Here is a 26,581-nt window from a genome sequence, read left to right on the forward strand (position 1 = left end):
ATGAATCGTCACATCTTGTTTAGTATTCAAAAAGCAATCGTATATTGCGTACTCTTGATTGGGTTTGCAGGGGTGTTGCATGGGCAATATCTGCGGCATCCTCAACCAGGAGAGGTCTTCCGCGACCAGAGAATCTTTAGCTCTGGAAATACGTTCCGTGTGACGGATCCGAACAACACCAGTTCGGAGTCGTTCGCTTCCTATCCAAACACGGTATATAACCTGCCAGTCGCTGATCTCGAAGGGGCTGTGCGGGCGGAGTTGATTGTCGATTATTGGAGTGGCCACGTAGGAACGGACGACCGCCATATTCGTTTCAATGGTAACGACTGGATCGAGCTTCCTAAACTGGTCACCGGCACGGGTAATCCGAATTGCTATACGCAAGCGGTTAATTTCGTGGTGGACATCCCGCTGTCGCACCTGGTGCAAGGTACCAACAACATGGAAGGAATGTCCGGTGGCCAGGTTTGTTACAAGGTCAGCTGGGGAATGTGGGGCTTGTACGGGGTTGTCTTGCGTATCTACTATGATCCGGAAGTCAGAGACCATCCAACGGGTGCAATCACGTCACCAGTATCTGGCGACACGATTACCGACAATCCTCTGATCTCGGTTAGCGCTTCCAGCAATATTGGAGTCGCGGAGGTTGACTACTTTGCCTACTTTAACGGATACGATCCAGATGGAGACGGACGGTTTGTTGATTGGCAGGTCAGCTACACTGCGGGTGCGAACATGCAGGATCACGTTGGCACGGATTCCCTCGAACCGTTCAACAAGGGATGGAACACCACTTTTGTGCCGGACCAGCCTCCTGGAGCGGTCAAGCTCATCGCCCATATTCGGGATAGCGATGGGTATACCTTCGTTACGGACGAAGTGCAGGATCTCACTCTGGAGCGTACCGATCTTTCGGTGCGCTTGTATCGCAGTGGTGGAACTCCTGAAGCGTTTTGGGTGCGTGCAGGCAAGGAGCAGAGTGTCTATTTCACGATTCCCGAAGAAGATGATCTAAGCAAAATCGATACTGCCTTCTTGTTCTTGCGGACGTGGAATGGCCTGCAGGCTGCGACGACGACCAAAGTCAACTCCTGGACTTCTCCTATATACGGAAAAGACCACCGCTACGATTTCGATAAAATCGGAATGGAGAATGGGGCGGCGCTTGTTAATGGGCTGAACGTCTTCTCGATCACTTCTGATGAGGTGCTTGACCATGGTACGGAGGTTCTATGGCCGGGACCAGCATTGTTGGTGCGATACAACACGGCTCCACGTGAAGCTCGGGCATTCCCGGGGCTTCTGTCATTTGATGAAGCCAGTGGACCGACTGCGGTAGACCTTACTAATAACGGTAACGACGGGACACTTGTTGGGAATGTAAGCCGTACCACAAACGGTCGTTATAACGGTGGTTTGGAGTTTGATGGAACTTCTGGTCACGTCGACATGGGAGTGCTTGATTTTCCAGGTAACGAGTTGACTGTATCCATGTGGGCATACGTTGACTCGACGTCTGATCCGTTTGCTCGCCTTTTTGCCAAAGCGATTGGTACCGGATTCCCGGAAGGGCAGGTTATCGTATCATTGAATTCGCTCGATGGACTTCGTTTCCGACTGGCGACCTCGAATGGAATTACCGACGTGGTTGCGCATCGTTCGTTGACCTTGAACGCCTGGAATCACGTAACCGCCACTTATGACGGGGCAGTTATGCGTTTGTATGTAAACGGTGTTCAACGTCGTATTGGAATTACCTCAGGAAACATTGACAACGGCCATAACGTTCCGGTTTGGATTGGCGACAATCCTGGACATCAACGTCGTCCGTTCAAAGGCCGTATCGATGAGCTTCGCGTCTTTTCGCTCGCTCAGTCTCCTACGCAGATCTTGGACGACATGGGAGTCGCCATTATCGATTCCGACTTAACAGCGCCAACCGTCCCCTTAAATCTAACCGGAGAGCTCGATTCCAAAACGTCCGCTACGCTGACATGGAGTGAGTCTACCGACGAAACTGGGGTGGAAGGGTACCGTGTATTTAGAGATGGAATACAAGTCGCGTTTGTAAACGAAAACTCATATGTCGATGAGCTTTTGTTCCCGAACCGAACTTACGATTACACGGTTGCCGCTTTGGACGTTAAGGGGAACGAATCGGCCCAGTCCGCAGTTTTCAGCATTACGACTCCTCCTGACCTTCAGGCTCCAACGACTCCGCAGAATCTAACAGCGTCATCGTCAGCGTTCTCCATCAATCTGAGCTGGACCGCGTCAGTCGACGACACAGGGATCGCGTCGTATCGGATTTTCCGTAACGGCCAAGAAATCGGATCGTCAACGACTCCAACATTCAATGACACCGGTTTGGAGGTTGAGACCACTTATGTCTATCAGGTGATGGCAGTGGACTTCATCGGAAACTTTTCAGGACTCTCGAATTCTGTGATCAGTCGAACTCTTTCGGCTCCTGCAAACCCAGACCTTCTGCTAGGACTGCCGTTCGATGAAGAATATGGAAGCTTGGCACTTGATAGTTCTGGCTACCGGCTCGACGGAATTATCTCAGCAGGTGTGGATCGTTCCTCTGAAGGTAGAATAGGTCGGTCGCTAAGGTTCTCGGGCATAGGTGGAGTTGTTGATCTGCACACTTTGAATATTCCGGGCTCCAACCTTACGATTTCGGCGTGGATTAAGCCGGACGACTTCGGAGTGGGGGATGCTCGTATCATTTCCAAGGCCAGTGGCGCGCTGGAGAATCAGCATTACTGGATGCTCAGTACTTTGAGGGTCGATGGTTTCACCAAGCTTCGAGCTCGACTCAAGACCAGTAGCGGAAGCACCAGTACACTGGTGGGAGAAGCGAACATTCCCGCAGGTCAATGGACTCACATTGCCATGACCTATGACGGGTCGTTCATAAGGACTTACGTCAATGGTGTTCTCGATGTTTCCGTTGAGAAGGCGGGAGCGATTGCTCAGAATTCCAGCGCGCCAGCAGTGGTCGGGGATCAGCCTCAAGGAGGTAAGAGCTTTGATGGATTGATTGATGAGGTGCGTATCCAGACCATCGCTATGAGCGAGTCTGAGATCCAGACGATCATGACCGAACAGCTACCGGGTCCTGGTGGGGCGAACATTCCCCCAACTATTTCAGAGATCGATGATCAAGTAATCTTTGGCGATACCAGCACGGGGGCCATCGGCTTCACTGTCGATGACATTGGTACGGCACCCGATGAACTTCAGGTTACAGGTCTCTCGAGCAATCCCACCTTGCTGCCGCTAAATGGAATCGAAATTGGCGGTAGTGGAAATAATAGGACAGTGCGCCTCACGCCAACTGTCGGTCAAACAGGGGCGGCATTGGTTACGATTCTCGTAAACGATGGTGAAACCAGCACCTCGGAATCCTTCACGCTGATGGTCGTAACGCCCGGGAATACAGCGCCAACGGTGACCTCGATCGCAGATCAGAATTTCCCTCAGGGCGGCACGACTGGAGAACTGTCGTTCACGATCGGGGATGCTGAAACTGATGTGTCGCTGCTAGGAGTCACCGCAAAGTCGGACAACACTATTTTGATTCCTCAGACTGGAATCGTCGTGCTTGGATCTGGAGCGGATCGTACGATCAGTGTGACGCCGTCTTCGACTCAGTCCGGTACCGCCGTTATTTCGGTGACGGTGGATGACGGGGAATTCTTCTCGGTGGAGACCTTTACGGTTACGGTTTCGCCACCGTTTAGCGATAGCTTATGGCTCGGGTTGCCGTTCGAAGAAGAGTTTGGCGACACTGTTTTGGACGTATCGCCAAACGGCTTTGACGGGTCAATCGCCTCAGGCGTTTCGCGTACGGCATCCGGACAGCTGGGGCGGGCTCTCGATTTCTCTGGTACGGACAGTAGGGTAAATCTGGGTACGCTGGACATTCCAGGCGCTGAGATGACGATCGCGGCGTGGATCCGACCTGACAATTTCTCGGTTTCGGATGGTCGTATCATTTCTAAGGCGACAGGCCTTTCTGGCAACGAGCACTTCTGGATGCTCAGCACGATCAGCGATGGTGGCACTAAGTTGAGAATGCGCCTAAAGACCAACGCTGGCGGAACACGTACTTTGATTGGCTCAACCAATATCCCGGTGGGCGCGTGGACACATGTAGCTGGCACCTATGACGGGTCGGATATGAAGATCTTCATCAATGGTGTGGAAGACGGTTCGCTCTCCGCGGGTGGAATCATCGCTCAGAACGAAACGGTTCCAGTGGCGGTAGGAGACCAACCTCAAGGCGGACGGAGCTTCTCTGGTCTGATTGACGAGGTGCAAATCTACACTCTGGCTCTCAACGTAAACGATATCCAGTCCCTCATGGTCGAGGCTCTCGACCCGCCAAACGGGGAACCAAGTATCTCAGAGATCCCTGACCAAAGCATATTTGCCAGCACGGATACGGGAGAGCTGGCGTTCACCGTTTCCGATGCAGAGACGGCACCATTCCTTTTGAACGTCTCTGCCACCTCGGACAATACTGATCTCGTTCCTTTGAGTGGTATCGTGTTTGGAGGTGCGGGTAACAATCGGACGATAAGCGTTACCCCAACGATCAACGCTACGGGTAATGCCTTGATCACGGTGACCGTCGATGACGGAGAAGCCACGACCGATGAAACATTCTCGGTTTCAGTGATCACTCCCGGCAATATGGCCCCGCTGGTTAGTTTCATTGATGACGTCCAGATCGCTACGGACGGAACGACTGGGCCGATTCCGTTTGTCATTGGCGACTCCGTTACTCCTGCCGAGGAGCTGATCGTTACAGCGACCTCGGACAACGATTCTCTCGTTCTTTCAAACGGTATTACGCTTTCCGGTACGGGCCCAGATCGTGCGATCGACATCGCTCCTATCTCCGGACGAACCGGTTCCGCTTTGATTACCGTGAAGGTTGATGATGGTGAGTTCTTCGTTGAGGAGAGCTTTACGGTTACGGTTGCCGCACCGGTTCACCCTGACTTGTGGTTGGGCTTGGCTTTTGAAGAGGCGACCGGAAACGATGTATTCGACCATTCGCTGTTCGGACATGATGGAATCATCTCTGGTGGCGTCTCTCGGGCCTTCACGGTAGGGCACGGCGGCACTGTTGAATTTTCAGGAACGGGCGGTCAGGTGAGCGTGGGGACTTTGGACATTCCTGGATCGCTGCTGACGATCGCTGCATGGATCAAGCCGGACGACTTCGGGGTGCAAGATGGACGTATCATTTCTAAGGCTACAGGCCTTACCGATAATCAGCACTACTGGATGCTCAGTACGATCGATGGCGAGGGTGGATCGAAGCTTCGCATGCGACTGCAAACAGCGGATGGCGATCTCAATACTTTGATTGGCGATACGACGCTCTCCGCGGGGGATTGGACTCACGTGGCGGTGACCTACGACGGCGCGAATATTCGCATGTATGTGAATGGCGTCTTGGATGCGACTTTACCTTGTACCGGAAATGTTGCCCAAAACTCGAATGCTCCTGTCGCTATCGGGGATCAACCGCAAGGCGGCAAGAACTTTGATGGATTGATCGACGATGTGCGCATTTATCGTCGCTCTCTCGATCAGACCGAGCTCCAGACGATCATGAGCGGAGAGCTGAGTGTACCAAACACTCCTCCGAGCATTAGCGCGATCGACGACTTAAACGCCTTGTTGGATACAAGCACTGGGCCTGTTCCCTTTACTGTAAGCGATACTCAGACTTCGCCGTATTTGCTCACTGTTACGGCCGCTTCGGACAACACCTCTTTGATTCCGATTTCGGCAATCGACATCAGTGGTGCGGGAAGCGATCGCAGCATCAATATCACTCCGGAGTTGGGTCAAACCGGTGTCGCTACAATCACCCTGACTGTTAGTGATGGAGCGTATTTTGTAGACGAGTCGTTTGTCCTGACGGTGGTGACTCCTGGTAACACTCCGCCGTCTATAAGCGCAATCGCAGATCTGGAAATCGTTCCAAACGTATCGACAGGACCGATACCCTTTGCGGTCAATGACCTTGAAAGTAGCGCGAGTTCGATTGATGTCTCAGCGGTATCCGATAATCCGTCCTTGGTTCCGCAAAGTGGAATCGTGATAAACGGCAGTGGAGCCAATCGTACGATTACGGTGACGCCCGCGAGCGACCGCAAAGGCAATGCGGTTATCACTTTAACTGCCACGGATGGTGAGTCCTTCTTCGAAGAGTCGTTCACCTTGATGGTCGTGCCAGCAGTCCATCCGGACTTGTTGCTGGGAATGCCTTTCGAAGAGACGTCTGGAAGCGACGTATTCGATGAGTCAGCAAACGCCAACCATGGTCTTCTGACTCCGGGAGTTTCCCGGACTTCGGCGGGCTACGATGGCCGTGCTCTGGTGTTCTCTGGTAATGGGGGCAGGGTAGATCTTGGTAACTTGGATATCCCAGGATCAGCGCTCACGATCTCCGCGTGGGTGAGGGCTGACGACTTCGGCGTGCAAGACGCTCGCATCATCTCTAAAGCCTCTGGCTCCAGCGACAACGAACACTTCTGGATGCTCAGTACCGTGAATAGCGGTGGCGGCATAAAGCTGCGTATGCGTTTGAAGACTACCGGAGGAGATACGCAAACGGTGGTTGGGGCGTCCAATCTCTCTGCAGGAACCTGGACGCACTTGGCAGGCGTTTATGATGGAACGGAAATCCGGCTCTACGTAAATGGCTCTCTCGATGCTTCATTGCCGTGGTCGGGCAACATCGTTCAAGACCCAAGCGTGCCGAGCGCGATCGGTGATCAACCGCAGGGCGGAGACAGCTTCGATGGACGCATCGACGACGTACGGATCTATACAAAAGCTTTTGGGCAGTTTGATATTCAAGCGATCATGAACGATGGGCTTGAGGTACCGAACTATTATCCGAGTATTGATCCCGTTGCGGATCAGTATGTATTTATGGATACGAGCGCCGGTCCGATTCCTTTGTACGTGAGTGATGTCGAATCAACTGGGTACTTGCTCACAGTAACAGCGACTTCAGACAATCAAGCTTTGATTCCTGATAGTGGTCTGATCCTGAGCGGAACAGGTTCTGTCCGAAATCTGGTGGCGAGTCCTGTGGGAGGAGCCACTGGTTTGGCGATTATAACCGTGACCGTTAGTGATGGCATTCTCTCGACGAGCGAATCGTTCGAGCTGAGAGTGGTCACGCCTGGCAATGTTCCGCCGACAATTGGCCCCATCCCTGATCGAGTGCTGAACTTTGGCACGTCAACGGGCGCGATGCAGTTTTCGGTTGATGATACTGAGACGGATCCAAGTTTGCTCACGCTAACTGCAGTATCTGATAATCCGGTCTTAGTGCCCGCGAGCGGCATCGCTCTCGGCGGAGGCGGAGTGAACCGAACCATATCGGTCACGCCCTCTACGATTCAGAGCGGCACTGCGAATATCACGGTCACGGTAGGGGACGGTGAGTTGTTTACGGATCGCGTGTTTACGGTAACGGTCAATCCGCAGTTCGGTTCTAGCCTGTTGCTCGGATATCCGTTCGAGGAAGAAAGTGGACCGGTGGCTTACGACATCTCGCCAAATTTGAATGACGGTGGGCTTGTTGCGGGGGCAACTCGTACTTTTGTTGGCAAATACGGTCGTGCTCTGGAACTCTCGGGGAACGGCGGGCACGTCGATTTGTACAATCTCGATATTCCGGGATCGACGATGACCATCGCTGGCTGGATCAATCCGGATGACTTTGGTATCGGGGATGCTAGAATAATCTCCAAGGCGAATGGCTCGTCGGTGGATGACCATTATTGGATGCTAAGTACCGTATCGATTGACGGGCAGCATAAGTTGCGGGCTCGTCTCAGGACTTCGGGCAACGGAACGAGTACGCTCGTGGGAAGCACTACGCTTATTGCGGGCGAATGGACGCATATCGCGATGACCTACGATGGAGCATCGCTAAACCTCTTCGTGAACGGACAAGTGGATGCTTCCATGTCGTTGAGTGGAGCAGTCTCAACAAACGCTGGTGTTGCCGCTGTGGTGGGAGATCAACCGCAAGGAGGTAAGAACTTCGACGGTTTGATCGATGATCTGAGAATTTACACGCAGGCGCTCGGACAAACGAATTTGCAGGCCATCATGAATGAGCCGCTGGTGGAGGTCGCTAGTATCAATATTCCTCCAACAATCAATTCGGTTGATGACCAGAGCGTCTTTGCGGGACATTCGACTGGAGCGATCAACTTCACGATTGGTGATGCGGAAACCGATCCGGCTTTGCTAACAGTGTCGGCAAGTTCGAGTAATCCGACCTTGGTTCCTCTGAGCGCACTTACCTTTGGCGGTAGTGGTTCACAGCGGACTGTTACGGTCAATCCAGCGGCAGGAGAGCATGGCTCTGCTCTCATTACCCTCACAGTTGACGATGGCGAAAGCATCGCCAATGCGACCTTTGCCATTACGGTCAAGGAGACGCTTGGTGGAACAGGGTGGTGGAATCCGGCCTGGGACTTCAGGGCAGAGATAGAGATCGATGCGAATGGAGCGCGGAGAACGGACACGGTGATCGACGTGCCAGTTAACTTTACGACGATGCTCAGCAATGCGGGGCAAAGCGTGATCGTCGATGTATCCACACTCAGAGTCGTGGAAGTTGATGCTGGAGGAAATTTCATCGATGATTCGGTGCCGTTCCAGTTCGATCCAAGTCCGACATTCTCAGCCAGTTTGAATGCGGCGGGTACCTTAGTGGTGAAGCTCACTGGGTCTACACCGGGCTCTGCCTCAAGGTATTACCAGGTTTACTTCACCACGAGCAGCACCGGAGCAACGCCGCTTTCCGTTCCTGACGAACTGACGGTGACTGATGATGTGATGGACGAAGGGCAGTTGTCCTATCGCATTGAAACTCCTACCGGCACTATGTTCTACCACAAACTAGGTGCCGGATTCTCGAGTATGTTGGATACGGCGGGGAATGACTGGATCGATTACCATCCTACCGGAAACGCAGCAGGGAACTACAGAGGTATCCCTAACATGGTTTACCCAGAAGGGCATTTCCATCCAGGGAAAACGACCGCGACCAGCTCGTTGATGTCGGTGGGCCCTCTTAAAGCGACGATCCATTCGCAAACGAACGATGGACTCTGGGAGTGTACTTGGGAGATTTACGGAAGCTTCGCTCGCATGACGGTGCTGGCGGCGGACCATCCGTATTGGTTCATGTATGAAGGTACGCCGGGCGGTGTTCTCGATTTGAATACAGATTTTCTTGTACGTTCCGACGGTTCGGTGACGGCTGCATCGGAAAGCTGGTCGGGGGATATCGTCGGTGACGAGTGGGCCTACTTCGCGGATCCGGATGTCGGGCGTTCTCTCTTCTTCGCACTGCATGAGAACGATGCCGCGATTGACTCTTACGTCGACCTAGACGGGCAGATGACGATCCTCGCGTTTGGCCGCAATGGTGTGCAAATCAACCGTTACCTCACCGGTACGCCTAAGCACTTCACCCTCGGGTTTGTCGATCAGATCGACTACGCTCCTGTGGCGACTGCGATTTACTCGGCGTATCATGATGCGATCACTACGGTCACTGGAGCGGACTTGCAGAGCAATTTCAATAATGCTCCGGTCGTTACGATCGTCGCTCCTGTCGACGGATCTACGGTGCCAGAAGGTGATCCACTTATTCTCAATGCTCTGGCAACCGACGTTGAGGATGGTGACACTCGTTCCACGATTGTTTGGTCTTCGGATCTTGATGGTCCGATTCCTGGAGTGGGCGGTCAAATTACGACGTCTTCACTCTCGGTTGGCACGCATGTGATTACAGCGACTTCGTCCGACTCCGGATTGCTCGAAGGCTCGGATGATGTATCTGTAACGATCATACCGAATGTAGCTCCGGTCGTATCCATAAGCGCTCCGGACGATGGGGCTGTCTTTACCTTCGGTAGTTCGATCGATCTGACTGCTTCCGCGACAGACGCTGAGGAAGGAAATGTGACTGCGTCGATTGGATGGAGCTCCGATCGCGATGGAGCGATCCCTGGCTCGGGAGGGGCTGTATCTACTTCGAATCTCTCGGTGGGCGTCCATACGATTACAGCTACGGCGACCGACTCGAAGTTGCTCGCTGGAGCGGCATCGATTAGGGTTGTTGTCAGTTCTGCGAGTAGTGCTCCTGTGGTTACGATTACTTCGCCTAACGATGGAGCCTTTTATAGCCAAGGAAGCTTGATCGACTTTACGGCTACGGCTGTGGATGCCGAGGATGGCGATCTCACGTCAGAGATCATTTGGACCTCCAGCATCGATGGTGTTATCCCTAGCTCTGGCGGATCCGCTTCAACCTCTAGTTTGTCGACGGGAGTCCATACGATCACTGCAACGGCCTCTGATTCAGGTTTCCTTCCAGGTTCGGCCTTTGTCACTACTACGGTAGGCATCTTGAGCGATGCTCCAGTGGTAACGGTAAATCAGCCATCGGATGGTTCTCACTATTTGGATGGAGATACCATCAATCTCATTGCGACTGCGTTTGATGCTGAAGATGGTGATATTTCCAGCTCGTTGACCTGGCGTTCGAACTTGGACGGCATCATCGCTGGTTCTGGTAGTTCTGTATCGGTATCGACGCTTTCGGTTGGGGAGCACGTCTTGACTGCCACTGCTTTGGATTCCGGTTTTGTATCGGGTACGGCAATACTCAATGTCACGGTGGGAATTCCTTCGACTCCGGCAGTTGTCACCATCGGATCTCCAAGTGATCTCTCTGTGTACAGCTATGGAGATACGGTTAATCTGACTGCGGTAGCGTTTGACGCCGAAGACGGCGACATCACCTCTGGTATCACCTGGAGTTCCAGCATCGATGGATCGATTGCAGGAACGGGTGGATCGATCTCCACTTCCACGCTTTCATACGGCGTGCACACGGTAACAGCCTCCGTATCGGATTCGGGTCTATTACCAAGTTCTGACTCAATAACTGTATTTGTGAGCGAAGTGAGCGCTGCTCCAGTGCTTCTCGTTTCGAGTCCATCTACGGGAGCGTTCTACGATGAAGGAAGTACGGTTGTATTGATCAGTACGGCTCTTGACGCGGAAGATGGCGATATCTCTTCATCGATAAGGTGGAGCTCAAATATTGACGGACCTATTCCGGGCTCTGGAGCAACTGTATCCACTTCGCGTTTGTCGGTGGGAGTTCATACTCTATCCGCCTTGGTTGTTGATTCAGGTTACTTGCCTGGCTTCGCTTCGATTGAAGTAACGATTCGAGCCATAAGCGCTCCGCCACAAGTGGCGATTGTCGAGCCCATCGAAGGCACTATCTACGACGAAGGAGACTCGGTACCGCTTTCTGCGACCGCTAGCGATTTGGAAGATGGGGATATCTCTGCATCGATCGTCTGGGAATCCGATCTCGACGGAGTGATCGCTAACGGTAGTCCGGTTTCAATTACGAGTCTTTCCGTTGGAGAGCATACCTTAACAGCAACGGCCACCGACTCAGGATTCTTGCCAACTTCAGATACGGTTTTCATAACCGTAAGAGCGCTCAGTTCGATGCCGATCGTTTCGATCACAACTCCGAGCGCCGGCTCGTTCTTTACTCAAGGCGATTCGATTAGTTTCAACGCGACGGCTACCGACGCGGAGGATGGCAATATTACAGGAACGATCGTTTGGAGTTCGGATATCGATGGAGTCATCGCTGGAACCGGAGGTGCGAACTCCAGCACTTCGCTTTCGACGGGTATCCACACCATCACGGCAACGGCGACTGACTCCGGCTTCTTGACCGGTTCAGCGACGACCACGATCGCGGTGAGCTCTGAGAGCAACGCTCCTGTGGTTTCAATAACCGGTCCGGCAGAAGGAGCTGTCTATAACGAGGGCGAGACTATCAACTTCACCGGTACCGCTGGTGATGCGGACGATGGCGACATTACTCCTTCAATCGTTTGGAGTTCGAATCTCGATGGCGAACTAGCAGGAACAGGCGGATCGATTGATGTATCCACTCTCTCGGTCGGTATCCATACCATCACTGCGACGGCCTATGATTCAGGATTCTTGCCTGGCTTTGATCTGGTCAATATCACGGTGAGGGGCGTGAGCGCTCCGCCAGTTGTCACTATCAATAGCCCTGCCAATGATGAAACATTTGGTCAGGGAACCTTGATAACGTTCACGGGTACTGCTTTGGACCCCGAAGACGGCAATGTCTCAAGTACCATCGTTTGGACTTCCAGCATCGATGGAACGATCGGCACGAGTGGGGCTTCCGTGTCCACGCCGGGGCTTTCGCTAGGGGCACATACCATCACTGCGACCGCGATGGACTCTGGGCTGCTTCACGGTTCGAGCTCCATTACGGTGAACGTGAATCCGCTGGTCGGGCAGTTTGTTTCTGACGATTTCAGTACAGGAACTTTGGATACTGAAACCTGGACGATTATCGATCCTGTTGGAGATGGTTCCGTTTCTGTAAATGAGGGGGCTCTGGTAATCTCCTTGCCGGGAGAAGAGGACCACGACGTTTGGACAGGCGGCAATCGTTCGGTTCGTCTCATGCAGGATGTCCACGATACTGACTTCGAGCTCGAGGCTAAGTTCGTATCCGACATGGATGCTCAATTCCAAATGCAGGGATTCTTGATCGAGCAAGATCCGGACAACTTCCTGCGTTTCGACTTCGTACGCTTCCCATCCACCGTCAAGCTGTTCTCAGCGAGTTTCATCGGAACAGAGCCGACGACGTATATCGACACGAACATAGCGTTTAGCGACAGCTACTACATTCGCGTGACGAGATCTGGCGATGTATGGTCTGTAAGCTACTCGCTCGATGGTGATACTTGGGCCGCGGGTGGCAGTTACTTCTATCCGTTAGAGGTGAATAAGGCCGGCGTGTACGCTGGTAACGCCAGCCTCGAGAAGTCTCCTCCGTTTACTCTGATCGCGGACTATGTGTACAACACGGCGGTGCCGGTCTATGCCGAAGATGCTCAGATCAAGGTGATCGTTTCCGGAGAGGGATCGGTCACGGAGAATCCTGATCAGGAATATTATCAGGCCGGCCAGCAGGTAGAGCTTACCGCGGTCGCGGCCGAGGGTTGGGAGTTCGATGGTTGGAGCGGTGACCTTTCAGCGGAGGAGAATCCGCTGACGGTGACGATCAATGACGATCTTGATATATTCGCATTGTTCCTCCCATCCGACGGTCGTCCGATCATTGATGTCTGGTATGGAGATAACCAGAACTTCGGAAACCTCGGCAATCCTCAGACTCAAATCAATATCCTCGGCAATATTATCATTTCCGAGCAGATCAGCTCCTTGACCTTCGCATTGAATGGCGGCTTGCACATACCGATCTCGATGGGGCCGGAAGATAATATCCGGTTGGCCCGTAAAGGAGACTTCAATGTTGAGATTCCGTTTACGGATCTGTTGGAAGGCGAGAACATCGTCTCGATAAGGGCGACGACTTTTGATGGCGTTGAGTACATTCGTGACGTTACGGTGAACTCGAGCGTTCTAAACCAATGGAAGCGTCCGTATGCGGTCGATTGGTCGCAGGTATCTCGAATCGATGAGGTCGCTCAGGTCGTAGACGGCAAGTGGGATCTCGTGGCAGGCGGAGTCAGGGTAGTGGAATCTCACTACGATCGATTGCTCGCGATTGGAGACATCGATTGGACCGATTATGAAGTGACGGTCCCAATTACCGTGCATGCGGTTGATCACCAGCCTCCACCAAGCGAACCGCTGGTAGGCGTCATGCTTCGTTGGGATGGGCATGACAAGATCGGTTTCGAGCAACCAGGAACCGAATGGCGACCTATCGGAGCGATGGGGGTGCATGGTTGGTATGCTGAAGGTTCCAGAGGTGGCCATCACTTCCAGATCTTCGAAACGGGTTCTGTAAAGTTTGCTGGATACACCGGTATGACAATGCCGTTGGAGACGACGTATTACTTTAAGGTTCGGGTTCAGTCGGGCGAAGAAGGGGTACCTGGTTTCTACAGCTATAAAGTATGGCCTGCTGGGCAGCCCGAACCTGGAGGGTGGGGAATCACGCGTCAGGCAGAGGTCGGACTGCTCGAAGGATCGTTCCTGCTTGTTGCTCACTATGTGGAAGCTACTTTCGGAAACATTGTAGTGACCTCGCTTGAATCGGGTACGCGGCCTTCGCTTACGATTACCGGCCCAGAGGTTGGCGATACGCTCATTGCAGGTTCGCCGATCGAACTGAGAGCGACAGCCACAGATTCCGAAGACGGAGACATCTCCCACGCCATCCAATGGAGCTCGAGCCTCTACGGTCCAATCGAGGGCTCAGGCGGATCGCTAATCACGACTTCACTGACCGAGGGCGAACACCAGTTGACAGCGATGGTTGTGGATTCCGATTCGTCACCAGCTTTGGATACGACTACGATCTTCGTCGGTCCAAACTCGGAACCGTCCGCCAGTATCACCTCTCCAGATCAGGGCTTTACGTCCATGGCTGGTCTTCCTGTCGCGTTCACCGCGGTGGGAACCGACCCGATCGACGGGGATATCTCCGATACGATTACCTGGAATTCGAATCTCGATGGTCCATTCGAGGAAACGGGAGGATCGGTTACTGCGACCTTGTTCTCGGTGGGGACGCATATCATCACAGCGACGGCTACGGACTCGGGCGGACTGGCTAGCAGTCACAGTATTACCATTACGATCGAACCGAATCCGAATGTTGAGCCTCTAGTTACTATTACAGCTCCGGCTAACGGCTCAACCTATGTGGAAGGGGATCCAATCGATTTCACCGCGACTGCGATCGATCCCGAAGATGGCGATCTCACGAGCGGATTGACCTGGAGCTCGAATCTGGATGGACCGATTCCTGGAGTTGGTGGCTCGATGTCTACCTCATCGCTCTCGATCGGATCTCACTTGATTTCCGCTTCCGTTACGGATTCAGGTCAATTCACTGGATCTACAACGATCGCGGTCATGATCGATGAAAATACCGCTCCGGTAGTTACGATGGTGGTGCCCGCTGAGGATTCTACTTTCATCGTGGGCGAGCTGGTCGTCTTTGCTGCCACTGCGGCTGACTTAGAGGATGGCGACGTCACGTCATCGCTCGCCTGGAGTTCAGACCTAGACGGACCGATCAGCGGTTCCGGCGGTTCGGTCGCTAGCTCTAGTTTGTCCGTGGGAACTCACGTGATCACTGCGACGGCGACAGATGCAAAGGCGTTGCAGGCATCCGAGTCGATCATCATTCACGTTCAAACTCCGGTTGGATCGCTCACATCGGACGACTTTTCGACGGACAGTTTGGATACGACCCTGTGGGAGTTCGTCAATCCGGTGGGCGATGGTAGCTACACGGTTTCCGATGGCGCTCTGAGTATTACTGTACCTGAGGGAGTTGATCATGACATCTGGACGCAAGGAAATCGCTCGGCCCGAGTAATGCAGCGTATTTTCGATACGGACTTTGGTTTGCAGGTGAAGTTTGGTTCTACTCCGTCGCTTGAGTTCCAGACTCAAGGTCTGGTTGTCGAGCAGGATGCGAACAATTTCATCCGCTTTGATATTATCTCGGACGGAAAAGATCTTCTCGTTTTTGCGGCGGACTTCAATAATGGCAATCCGACTGTTCTGCTCAGTCAATCGATCTATGTTTCGACGGCTTACTTCCTCCGAATTATGCGATCTGGCGATCAGTTCACGTTGCTGTATTCATACGATGGATCGAATTGGAATGCGGTAGGAAACCTCAATCGTGCTCTCAATATTACGCAAGTCGGTACCCATGCAGGTAATGCTTCGGGTGATCTTTCGCCTGCATTCACGGCGACGATTGACTATGTCTTCAATACGGCATCGCCGATCTTCCCTGAGGATTCAGGCGGTCCTAATACGCCTCCGTTGGTGGCGATTGCGAGCCCGGCAGATGGTTCGAGCTACAAGAGGGGTGAACAGATCGATTTCTCAGCGGTCGCTAACGACGTTGAAGAAGGCGATCTTTCAGCGACGATCTCCTGGAGCTCAAACCTTGATGGTGCGATTGCTGGAACGGGTAGCAACCTCTCGACTTACGACCTCTCCGCAGGAACGCATGTCATTACGGCTTCGACTACCGATTCGAATGGATTGGTAGGCACGAATTCGATCACCGTTGTCGTGGATGCGGCTGGACCGATCATATCTGACGACTTCAGTACTGGCGGTTTGAATACGAGTCTCTGGACCTTTGTTGATCCGGTTGCCGATAGCAATTATTCGGTAGGCGATGGGGCATTGAGATTGAGCGTGCCGGCGGGCAGCGATCACGACATCTGGGCAGATGGTAACCGCTCCGCTCGATTGGTCCAACAGCTAGATGATAGTGATTTTAGCTTGCAGGCCAAATTCCTGTCTACTCCAGCCCAAGCCTTCCAAGTGCAGGGCTTGTTGATCGAAGAGGACGCGACAAACTTCATTCGTTTCGACTTCTACTCGACTGGAACGTTCTTGTACGTATTTGGCGCGAACTTCATCGATGGCGCACCGGCGGTTCTGTTCAACAAGAAGATCAACGTTTCGCCAACCTACTACTTGCGGGCAACGCGCGTGGGTGACGACTTCACTCTCTTGTATTCATTTGATGGTACGGAATGGCTCGAAGGTGGCGCGATCAACCGCGCGTTCTCGGTGAACCAAGTGGGGCTCCATGTGGGCAATGCGACTGGTTCCAGCTCGCCTGCATTCACTGCTTTGATCGACTATGCGTTCAATACAGACTCTCCGATATTCCCAGAGGATACAGGCGGCCCGAATACGGCACCGCTCGTGACGATTCTGGCTCCAGCTCATGATTCCGCGTACACGGAAGGAGATCCTATCAACTTCTCGGCCACCGCGGATGACGTACAACAAGGCGATATGACGCCACTGATTGTTTGGACTTCGGATCTCGATGGCCAAATCCCAGGCAGTGGAGGAACGGTATCCACAAACTCACTCTCAGTTGGGCGACACCTGATCACTGCTTCGGCGATGGATGCAGGGGCTCTGACCGGCTCCGCATCGATTGATCTTCGAGTATTTGCCAACAATATTCCAGTTGTCACAATAGCGACTCCAGACGATGGAACGATCTACTCTGATGGGGACACTATCGACTTCACCGCGACTGCGACAGATATTGAAGATGGCGAGCTAACCGCTTCTATCGTCTGGACCTCTGATCTCGATGGACAGCTCGCGACGATTGGTGGAGCGGTATCAACGACGTCTCTGTCGACGGGAATACATGTGATCACCGCGAGTGTAACGGACTCGCATTCAGGAGTCGGTCTCGACGCGATCACGATTAGAGTGACGACACCGAGTACGCCTCCGGTCGTTGCGATTACTGCGCCTGCAGATGGTGCGGACTTCGATGAGGGCAGCACAGTTGATTTCACTGGTACAGCTAGTGATGTAGAAGATGGCGATGTTTCAGCCTCGCTCGTCTGGACTTCCGATCTCGATGGAGTTCTCCCTAGCACGGGAGGCGCTATTTCGGTACCCGGTCTTTCGGTTGGTACGCATGTGATTACTGCGACTGCCACTGACTCTGGCTTCATCGATGGCGTGAACTCGATCTCGATCATCATAAATCCGAATGTTGGAGCGGATGTTTCGATAACGTCTCCCGCGGATGGAGCGACCTACACGATAGGAGACACTGTTAACCTTACTGGTTCGGCGGATGATCCTGAGGATGGCGATGTCACGGACTCACTTGTTTGGAATTCGAGTATCGATGGTCCGCTCGCGGGATCTGGCGCCGCGGTCTCCACTTCGACCCTATCGGCGGGCATGCACGTGATAACAGCAACGGCGACTGATTCGCTCGGACTGGAATCCTCGTCCTCAATCATCATTCTCGTTTACAATGTGGTAGGCACATTGACCTCTGACGACTTCCCCGGATACAGCCTCGATTTGGAGCGCTGGATATTCGTTAACCCTGTTGGCGATGGCAGTTACTCCGTTAATAATGGTGTATTGACGATTTCAGTACCCGGTGGAGTGGATCACGATATCTGGGCGGATGGCAACCGTTCCGCTAGAATTATACAGCGGATCAGCGATACCGACTTCGGTGTGTCCGCTAAGTTTGGCTCGACTCCAACTCAAGAGTACCAAAGTCAGGGCATCTTGATAGAGCAGGATGCGGACAACTTCCTCCGGTTTGACATCCTCTCCGATGGCATAAGCCTGAGCGTGTTTGGTGCGGTGTTTGTCGATGGAACGCCGAACTTCTTGTTCAAGAAACCGATCGGGGACGCTACTGCTCGATACCTGCGTGTTACGCGTCAGGGGGATCAGTTTGTTCTGCAGCATTCGCTTGATGCGATTGAATGGATCTGGGCGTACACGCTTAACCAGGCCTTCACGGTGCAGCACGTCGGTGTATTCGCCGCGAATGCCTCAGGAGCGGATTCGCCAGCCTATACGGCAGAGGTTGATTACTTCTTCAATACCGCGTCGCCAATCTTCCCAGAAGATGAGGGCGGAACGAATACGGCTCCTCAGATTGCCATTACAGCGCCTGTTGATGGAGCGGTGTTCATTGAAGACAAGGAAGTCTTGTTGACCGGTTCGGCTTCGGATACGGAGGACGGCGATCTAACGGATTCAATCGTCTGGAGTTCGGATTTGGATGGTCCGATCGCAGGAACAGGTGGTTCAGTGTCGATTTCGACATTGTCAATCGGAACTCACGTGATAACCGCGTCGATCGTGGATTCGGCTTTAGCTGAGCAATCGGACTCGATTACCATAACTGTCGATCCGAACACCGAGCCACTCGTGCTTATTACCAGCCCGATTACCGGTGATATATTTGTGGATACGGATGATATCGAATTCACCGCGAGCGCGATTGACCCGCAAGATGGAGATATTGGTGACTCGGTGGTTTGGAGTTCAGATCTTGATGGTACGATCCCAAGCACGGGAGGTACTATCTCGACCGGTGACTTGTCGCTCGGCACGCACTTGATTACCGCCACCGCGACTGACTCAGGATCCTTGTCCAATTCTGATTCGATTACGATCACGGTACTTCTCAATGGAATGCCACTGGTTCAGATCAATTCGCCGATCGAAGGAACTGTATTCCTCGAAACGGATACAGTCGAATTCGTAGGTAGCTCAATTGACTTCGAGGATGGTGAAATAACGGACTCGCTCGTTTGGAGTTCTGATGTGGATGGAATCATCCCTGGAACGGGAGGAACGGTATCGACCTCTGATCTTTCTGTCGGACCTCACGTGATCACCGCGACGGCGACAGACTCCGGACTGGTGCAAGGCACGAGCACGATTGCAATCGCGATCACTGACAATATCCCGCCCGTGGCGACAATCAATGGACCAATCGATGGATTGATCATCCCAGAGGGCGACGTAATCGACTTTGCAGGTACGGGGATCGACGCGGATGAAGGCGATATTTCCGATTCCTTGGCGTGGAGCTCCGACCTAGATGGACCGATAGGAGAGGGCGGATCGCTTCCGATCACAACGCTCTCGGTTGGAACGCACGTCATCACAGCCACGATCACTGATGTGGAATCCTTCTCGGACTCCAAAACGATAACAGTCACGGTGATTCCGAATACGCCTCCGGTCGTTACGATCGAGTCTCCAGACAATGGGGCATTCTACACGGTAGGAGACACAGTCGATCTTATTGGTACCGCGAACGATACCGAGCACGGTGATCTCTCCTCTTCCTTGGAATGGACCTCAAATGTCGATGGTGTGATCGGTACTGGGGCTTCGATCTCCACTTCGGGCCTCTCGGCAGGCATCCATGCTATTACGGCAAGTGCGACGGATTCGGCGACCTTGACTGGTTCCGATTCAGTATCGATCAGAGTTCATGATCCTAAGGGGCCGATTGTTTCCGATGACTTTAGTTCGGGAAGTTTGAATACGCTCGAATGGGACTTTGTGGATCCGGTTGGAAACAGTAGCTACACCGTAGAGAACAATGTAATGACGATTACGGTACTAGCCGGAAGCGATCATGACATTTGGGCAGGTGGCAACCGCTCCGCTCGCATGATGCAGGCCATCGACGACGATAACTTTGGATTGGAGGTCAAACTCCAGTCCCTCCCAGATTCGGCCTTCCAAAGTCAGGGGGTCATTGTCGAGCAGGATGCCTCGAACTTCTTCCGCTTCGACTTCACGACAAATGGTACCTCGCTACGGGTGTTCGCAGCTGATTTCGTGAATGACACGCCGACCGTGCTGTTTAGCCGAACAGTCACTCAAACCTCTGCTTACTTCCTCCAGGTGATTCGCTCAGGTAACGACTTCACCTTGCGCTATTCGCACGATGGCACGAACTGGAACACGATGGCGACTCATACTCGTGCGATGTTGGTAACCAACGTTGGCGTCTTTGCGAGTAATGCTTCTGGAAGCGATTCGCCTGAGTTTAGTGCGATCGTGGACTATGTATTCAACATGGCATCGCCGATCGATCCGGAAGATGGTGGCGGTTCGAATACGCCTCCTAGCGTAAGCATCGTGGCTCCTCTCGAAGGTGATACCTTCTCGGAAGGGGAGACTATCAACCTCAGTGGTCTAGCGGATGATGCTGAAGACGGCGAATTGACTCCATCTATCAATTGGACTTCGAGCCTTGATGGTACTATTGAGGGAATAGGTGGTGCGATCTCTACTGATTCTCTCTCAGCTGGTACGCATTTGATTAGCGCTTCGGTGACGGACTTTGATGGATACACGGAAACCGCATCGATAAGCATCAACGTAGTTGTCAATACGGCGCCGGTTGTCGCGATCTCTTCACCTGCGGATGGCGCGACCGTTCTTGATACCGATACAGTTCTCTTTACCGGAACATCGATAGATGCTCAACAAGGGGATATCTCCAGTTCGATTTCATGGAGTTCCGATCTAGAAGGAGTGATTCTGGGAACAGGAAGTTCGATATCCGCATCGCAGCTCACCGTCGGAACGCACGTGATAACAGCCGAGTCGATTGATGCAGGACTGCTTGCCGGTTCCGATTCTATTACTCTTAACGTAGTCGAAAACCAAGCGCCAGTCGTGACGATCGCGTCGCCAGAGGATGGGGACGAGTTCTTGTTTGGCGCGGAGGTCGATTTCACCGGTACGTCGAACGACTTGGAAGACGGCGATATCACTGCTTCCTTGGTCTGGAGTTCGGACATTGATGGAGCGATTCCTGGTGTTGGTGGTACTGTCTCGACCTCATCGCTTTCGCTAGGGGCGCATGTTATTACAGCGACTTCAACAGACTCTGGATTAGTCGTTGGTGATGCGTCGGTTGCGATCACAATTGTCGCCAATCTCTCTCCGGTCGTTGCGATAGCGACTCCGGCCGATGCTTCCGTATTCACAGAGGGCGATTTGATTGGGCTAACCGCGAGCGCCAATGACTTTGAAGATGGAGACCTGACAGCAGCACTTTCTTGGAGTTCAGATCTCGATGGTCCGATCGCCGGAACTGGCGGGTCTGTATCCACCTCACAATTGTCCGTTGGTGTACACGTCATCACCGCTTCGACAACGGATTCCGGAACGGCATCAGGTTCCGATTCGATCACAGTGACCGTGCTCGATAACCAAATACCGGTTGTTTCAATACTCGCTCCTGCAGATAACGCGATCTTCCTGCAAGATGATCCGGTTGACTTGGTGGGGGCAGCGAATGATTTCGAGCAAGGCGACCTGACTGCTTCGATTCTCTGGAGTTCGGATCTGGACGGACCGATAGCGGGATCAGGCGGCACAGTTTCAACTTCTGTTCTCTCGATTGGAACGCACGTGATCACCGCTTCCGCAACTGATTCAGTACTGGATACGGGAACCGATTCGGTAACGATCGTGGTAACGGATAATCAACTACCAGTTGTCACAATCAGCTCTCCAAGCGATGGGGCTATTTACACGATTGGCGATACGATCGAATTCACCGCGACAGCGATCGATGACGAAGATGGCGACGTGACGCCGTCTCTCGTCTGGAGTTCGAGTATTGATGGCGTTCTCTCAGGTACCGGAGGATCATTCTCAACCTCGAGTTTGTCGGCCGGAATTCATGAGATCACGGCGACTGCGATAGACTCGCTCTCGATGCCATCGTCACAGACTATCACGGTTGCGGTTTACACAACCGCAGGACCGCTCGTTTCGTCCGACTTCTCAGGTGAGGGGCTCGATACGGACCAGTGGATGTTCGTGAACCCTGTTGGAGATGGAAGCTACTCGGTTAGCGATGGCGTATTGAGCATCTCAGTACCAGAAGGCAGCGATCATGATATTTGGGCGGCGGGCAACCGTTCGGCTCGCGTAGTCCAGAGAATCGATGACACTGACTTCGGATTGCAGGCCAAATTTGCTTCGACTCCGACCCAACAGTACCAAAGCCAGGGTATCCTCGTTGAGCAGGACGCTGACAATTTCATTCGATTCGACATTCTCTCCGATGGATCAGCTCTGTCTGTATTCGGCGCGCACTTCGTCGACGGATCGCCCACCTTCTTGTTCAACAAACCGATTGGCGATGCTCCTGCTCGTTACCTGCGCCTCACCCGTCAGGGGGATCAGTTTGTAATGGAACACTCGCTCAATGCGAAAGATTGGACCTGGGCAGGAACGCTTAACCGAGCGCTTGCAGTGCAGCACATTGGCGTGTTTGCGGCGAACGCCTCTGGAGCTAGCTCACCTGCTTACACCGCCGAAGTGGATTATCTCTTCAACACTGCTTCGCCGATTGTTCCTGAAGATAGTGGCGGTCCGAATACGGAACCAGAAATCGTCATTACCGGACCGGTGGTTGGAACGACTTTTGTCGCGGGTGAAGAAATTCCGCTAAATGCTCTGGCAATCGATACGGAGGACGGAGACATCTCAGCGTCCATTGAGTGGGAGTCCGATTTGGATGGTCCGCTTGCGGGTACCGGCGGATTGCTTCCTGTTTCGAGTTTGTCGGTGGGTACTCATGTCGTTACGGCTACTATAGCCGATGCTGGATTGCTCACGGATCTCGACTCTATCTCAGTCACTGTGATTCCGAATACAGCTCCAGTTGTTACGATAACTGGTCCTGTAGGGGGCTCGACGTTCTCTATTGGCGATTCGGTTAATTTCACCGGCACCGCGACGGATGCGGAGCATGGCGAACTTTCTGATTCGATTGAATGGAGTTCGAATATCGATGGTGTGATTGATACTGGAGCATCGATCTTCACCTCGGTCCTATCAGCTGGTATCCATGAAATCACTGCAACCGCCACCGATGGGGTTTCGGTATCGGGTACGGATACTGTGACGATTAGAATTCACGATCCGAAGGGACCAATCGTTTCGGACGACTTCAGTTCCGGTAGTCTCAACGCTCTCGAATGGAACCAGGTGGATCCTGTGGGCGATAGCGCTTACAGCGTCGTCAACGGCGTCTTGAGAATTACGGTGCCGGCCGGCAGCGACCACGACCTCTGGGCAGAAGGCAACCAATCGGCTCGTGTTATGCAGGAAGTTGATGACGCAGACTTCGGTCTTGAAGTTAAATTCGAGTCACGGCCTGACTCCGCATTCCAGAGCCAGGGAATTGTCATCGAACAGGATGCCGATAACTTCTTCCGCTTCGACTTCAACTCCAATGGCACTTCCCTCAAGGTGTTTGCCGCTGACTTCGTTGATGGCACTCCAACCGCTTTGTTTAGCCAGACAGTGACGCAAACGCCGGCCTACTTCCTGCGTGTGGTAAGGTCAGGCGATTCATTCACGCTTCGTTATTCTCACGACGGTACGAACTGGACGACCAAGGCGGTTCATAATCGGGTGATGACTGTCAATCATGTGGGCGCCTTTGCGAGTAACGCATCGGGAGAGACTTCTCCTGAGTTTACCGCTGTAGTTGACTACTTCTTCAATATGGCGTCGCCAATTGTTCCAGAAGACGGAGGAGGAACGAATACGCCGCCGAGCGTACTTGTGACCGCTCCAATCCATGGCTCGACCTTTACAGAAGGAGACACTGTCACCTTCACTGGATTGGCCTCCGATATTGAAGATGGTGACTTGACCGCATCGCTGACTTGGCGGTCTAACCTTGATGGTGAGCTCGCCGGAGTAGGCGGTTCGCTATCCACGTCGACTCTCTCGATTGGCACGCACGTGATTACGGCTTCGGCTACTGACTTTGAGTCGTACACAGGAAGTGCTTCTATCTCGATCACGGTCGAACCAAATACGGCCCCTGACGTTACGATTTCGGATCCCGAGGATGGTAGTACCTATCTTGATACGGATTTGATACTCTTTACCGCGAGCGCGATTGACGCTCAGGAAGGCGATCTGACAAATACGCTGTCCTGGAGTTCGGATCTTGATGGACCTATTTCAGGATCTGGCGGTTCGATTTCTACTTCGAATCTGTCGATTGGCACCCATGTGATCACTGCGGAAACGGTTGATTCAGGGCTGCTGGTTGGTTCTGCCTCGATAACGGTAATCGTAGTAGAGAACTTCGCTCCTGTCGTATCGATCTCGCAACCGCTCGACGGCTCGCTCTTCTTGCTGGGATCCAGTGTTGATCTTTCAGCGACCTCGAGCGATATCGAAGACGGTAACCTAACGGATTCGCTGGTCTGGAGTTCGGACCTCGATGGACTGATTGCGGGAATTGGCGGCTCGATTTCGACGAGTGGACTCACGCTTGGGACTCATGTGATAACCGCGACTTCAACCGATACCGGACTCGTTTCAGGTACCGATTCAGTCACGATCACAATCACGGACAACATTCCACCTACAGTCACCGTGACTGGTCCAGCTGATGGTTCTATCTATTCACAAATCGACACGATTGATTTCACCGGTACAGCCTCTGACTTCGAAGACGGCGATCTGACAAGCTCGCTAAGTTGGAGTTCTGATATAGACGGTGCGATCCCTGGATCGGGTGGATTTGTATCCACTTCCTCACTCTCGATCGGCACGCATACGATCACGGCCACTGTGATTGACTCCGGATTTGATTTTGCGAGTGATTCCATAACGGTTACGATTTCCAATAATGCCGTACCGGTCACCGCGATTACAGGACCGACAAATGGAGATATCTATCCGGAAGGCGATTGGATCGACTTTGCGGGCGTTTCGATCGATGTGGAGGATGGCGATCTTTCGGATGCGTTGGTGTGGATCTCCGATCTCGATGGGCCAATTGGAAGCGGAGCGGTCTTCTCTGTATCCAATTTGTCGATCGGCACGCACATCATTACCGCGTCAGCCACGGATTCGGGACTATTCGCAGGTTCAGACTCGATTTCTGTGACAGTGATTCCGAATACAGCTCCGGTCGTAACGATAGTAGAACCTGCCGAAGGTGCTTTCTACTCGGTCGGTGATACGATTGACTTTACTGGCACGGCGATTGACGCAGAGCACGGTGATCTAACTGATACGATTGAATGGAGCTCGGATATCGATGGGGTCTTTGCGACAGGTGGCTCGTTCTCGACGGCTGGTTTGTCTGGTGGTACTCACATCATCGTAGCGGCTGCGATTGATTCTGCATTGTCTGTCGGTTTGGATTCGATATCCATCACGGTGCACGACGTTGAAGGACCGATCGTTTCGGACGACTTCTACACCGGCGGATTGAATGGACTCGAGTGGAGCTTTATCGATCCAGTGGGCGATAGCACTTACACGGTCGCTGATGGAGGTTTGAGCATCACTGTCCCTGCTGGCACTGATCATGACCTCTGGACAGGTGGCAATCGTTCGGCCCGTATGGTTCAGTCGATTGCGAATTCGGATTTCGGCCTTGAAGTGAAGTTTGAATCTCGACCCGATTCCGCGTTCCAAAGCCAAGGCGTGATAATTGAGCAAGACGCCGGTAACTTCTTCCGCTTCGATTTCAATTCCAACGGAACCTCACTGAAGGTGTTCGCTGCAGACTTTGTGAGCGGAGAACCAACGGTACTGTTTAGCCAGACGGTGACGCAGACAGCTGCCTACTTCTTGAGGATCGTAAGGTCGGGCGATTCGTTCGCCTTGAGTTACTCGCACGACGGTACGAACTGGACTACCAAGGCAATCCATACTCGGGTGATGGATGTTAATACGTTCGGTGTTTTCGCTAGTAATGCTGCGGGCGATACATCGCCAGAGTTCACTGCGGTTGTTGACTATGTCTTCAATATGGATTCGCCGATCGTACCTGAGGATGCCGAGACGCCAAATACGCCTCCAACTGTGACGATCACCGGTCCTGCAGATAGTTCCATCTTTGCAGAGGGCGAACCAGTCGATCTAACCGCAACGGCGATCGATACAGAAGATGGCGATTTGAGTACTTCGGTTGTGTGGAGCTCGAATCTTGATGGAGGATTGGGTAGTGGAGCTTTGAATTCCGTTTCTTCGCTATCGATTGGTACGCATCTCATCACCGCTTCCGCGACCGATCTGGGATCGTTGACTGGATCAGAGTTTA

At 53.0% G+C, this 26,581-nt stretch carries 1 protein-coding gene (running past one end of the window); it reads left to right on the forward strand.

Features of this window, described 5'->3' with window-relative positions:
- Positions 1 to 26,581 carry the 5' portion of a LamG-like jellyroll fold domain-containing protein gene (locus tag JIN87_RS13820; RefSeq protein ID WP_200356164.1) on the forward strand. Its footprint extends 1,202 nt past the window's final position, so 26,581 of the gene's 27,783 nt are visible here — the first part of the coding sequence; the start codon lies at positions 1 to 3; its stop codon lies beyond the right edge, outside the window.

Source organism: Pelagicoccus mobilis (assembly GCF_016595505.1).
In the GTDB taxonomy this organism is placed as follows: domain Bacteria; phylum Verrucomicrobiota; class Verrucomicrobiia; order Opitutales; family Opitutaceae; genus Pelagicoccus; species Pelagicoccus mobilis.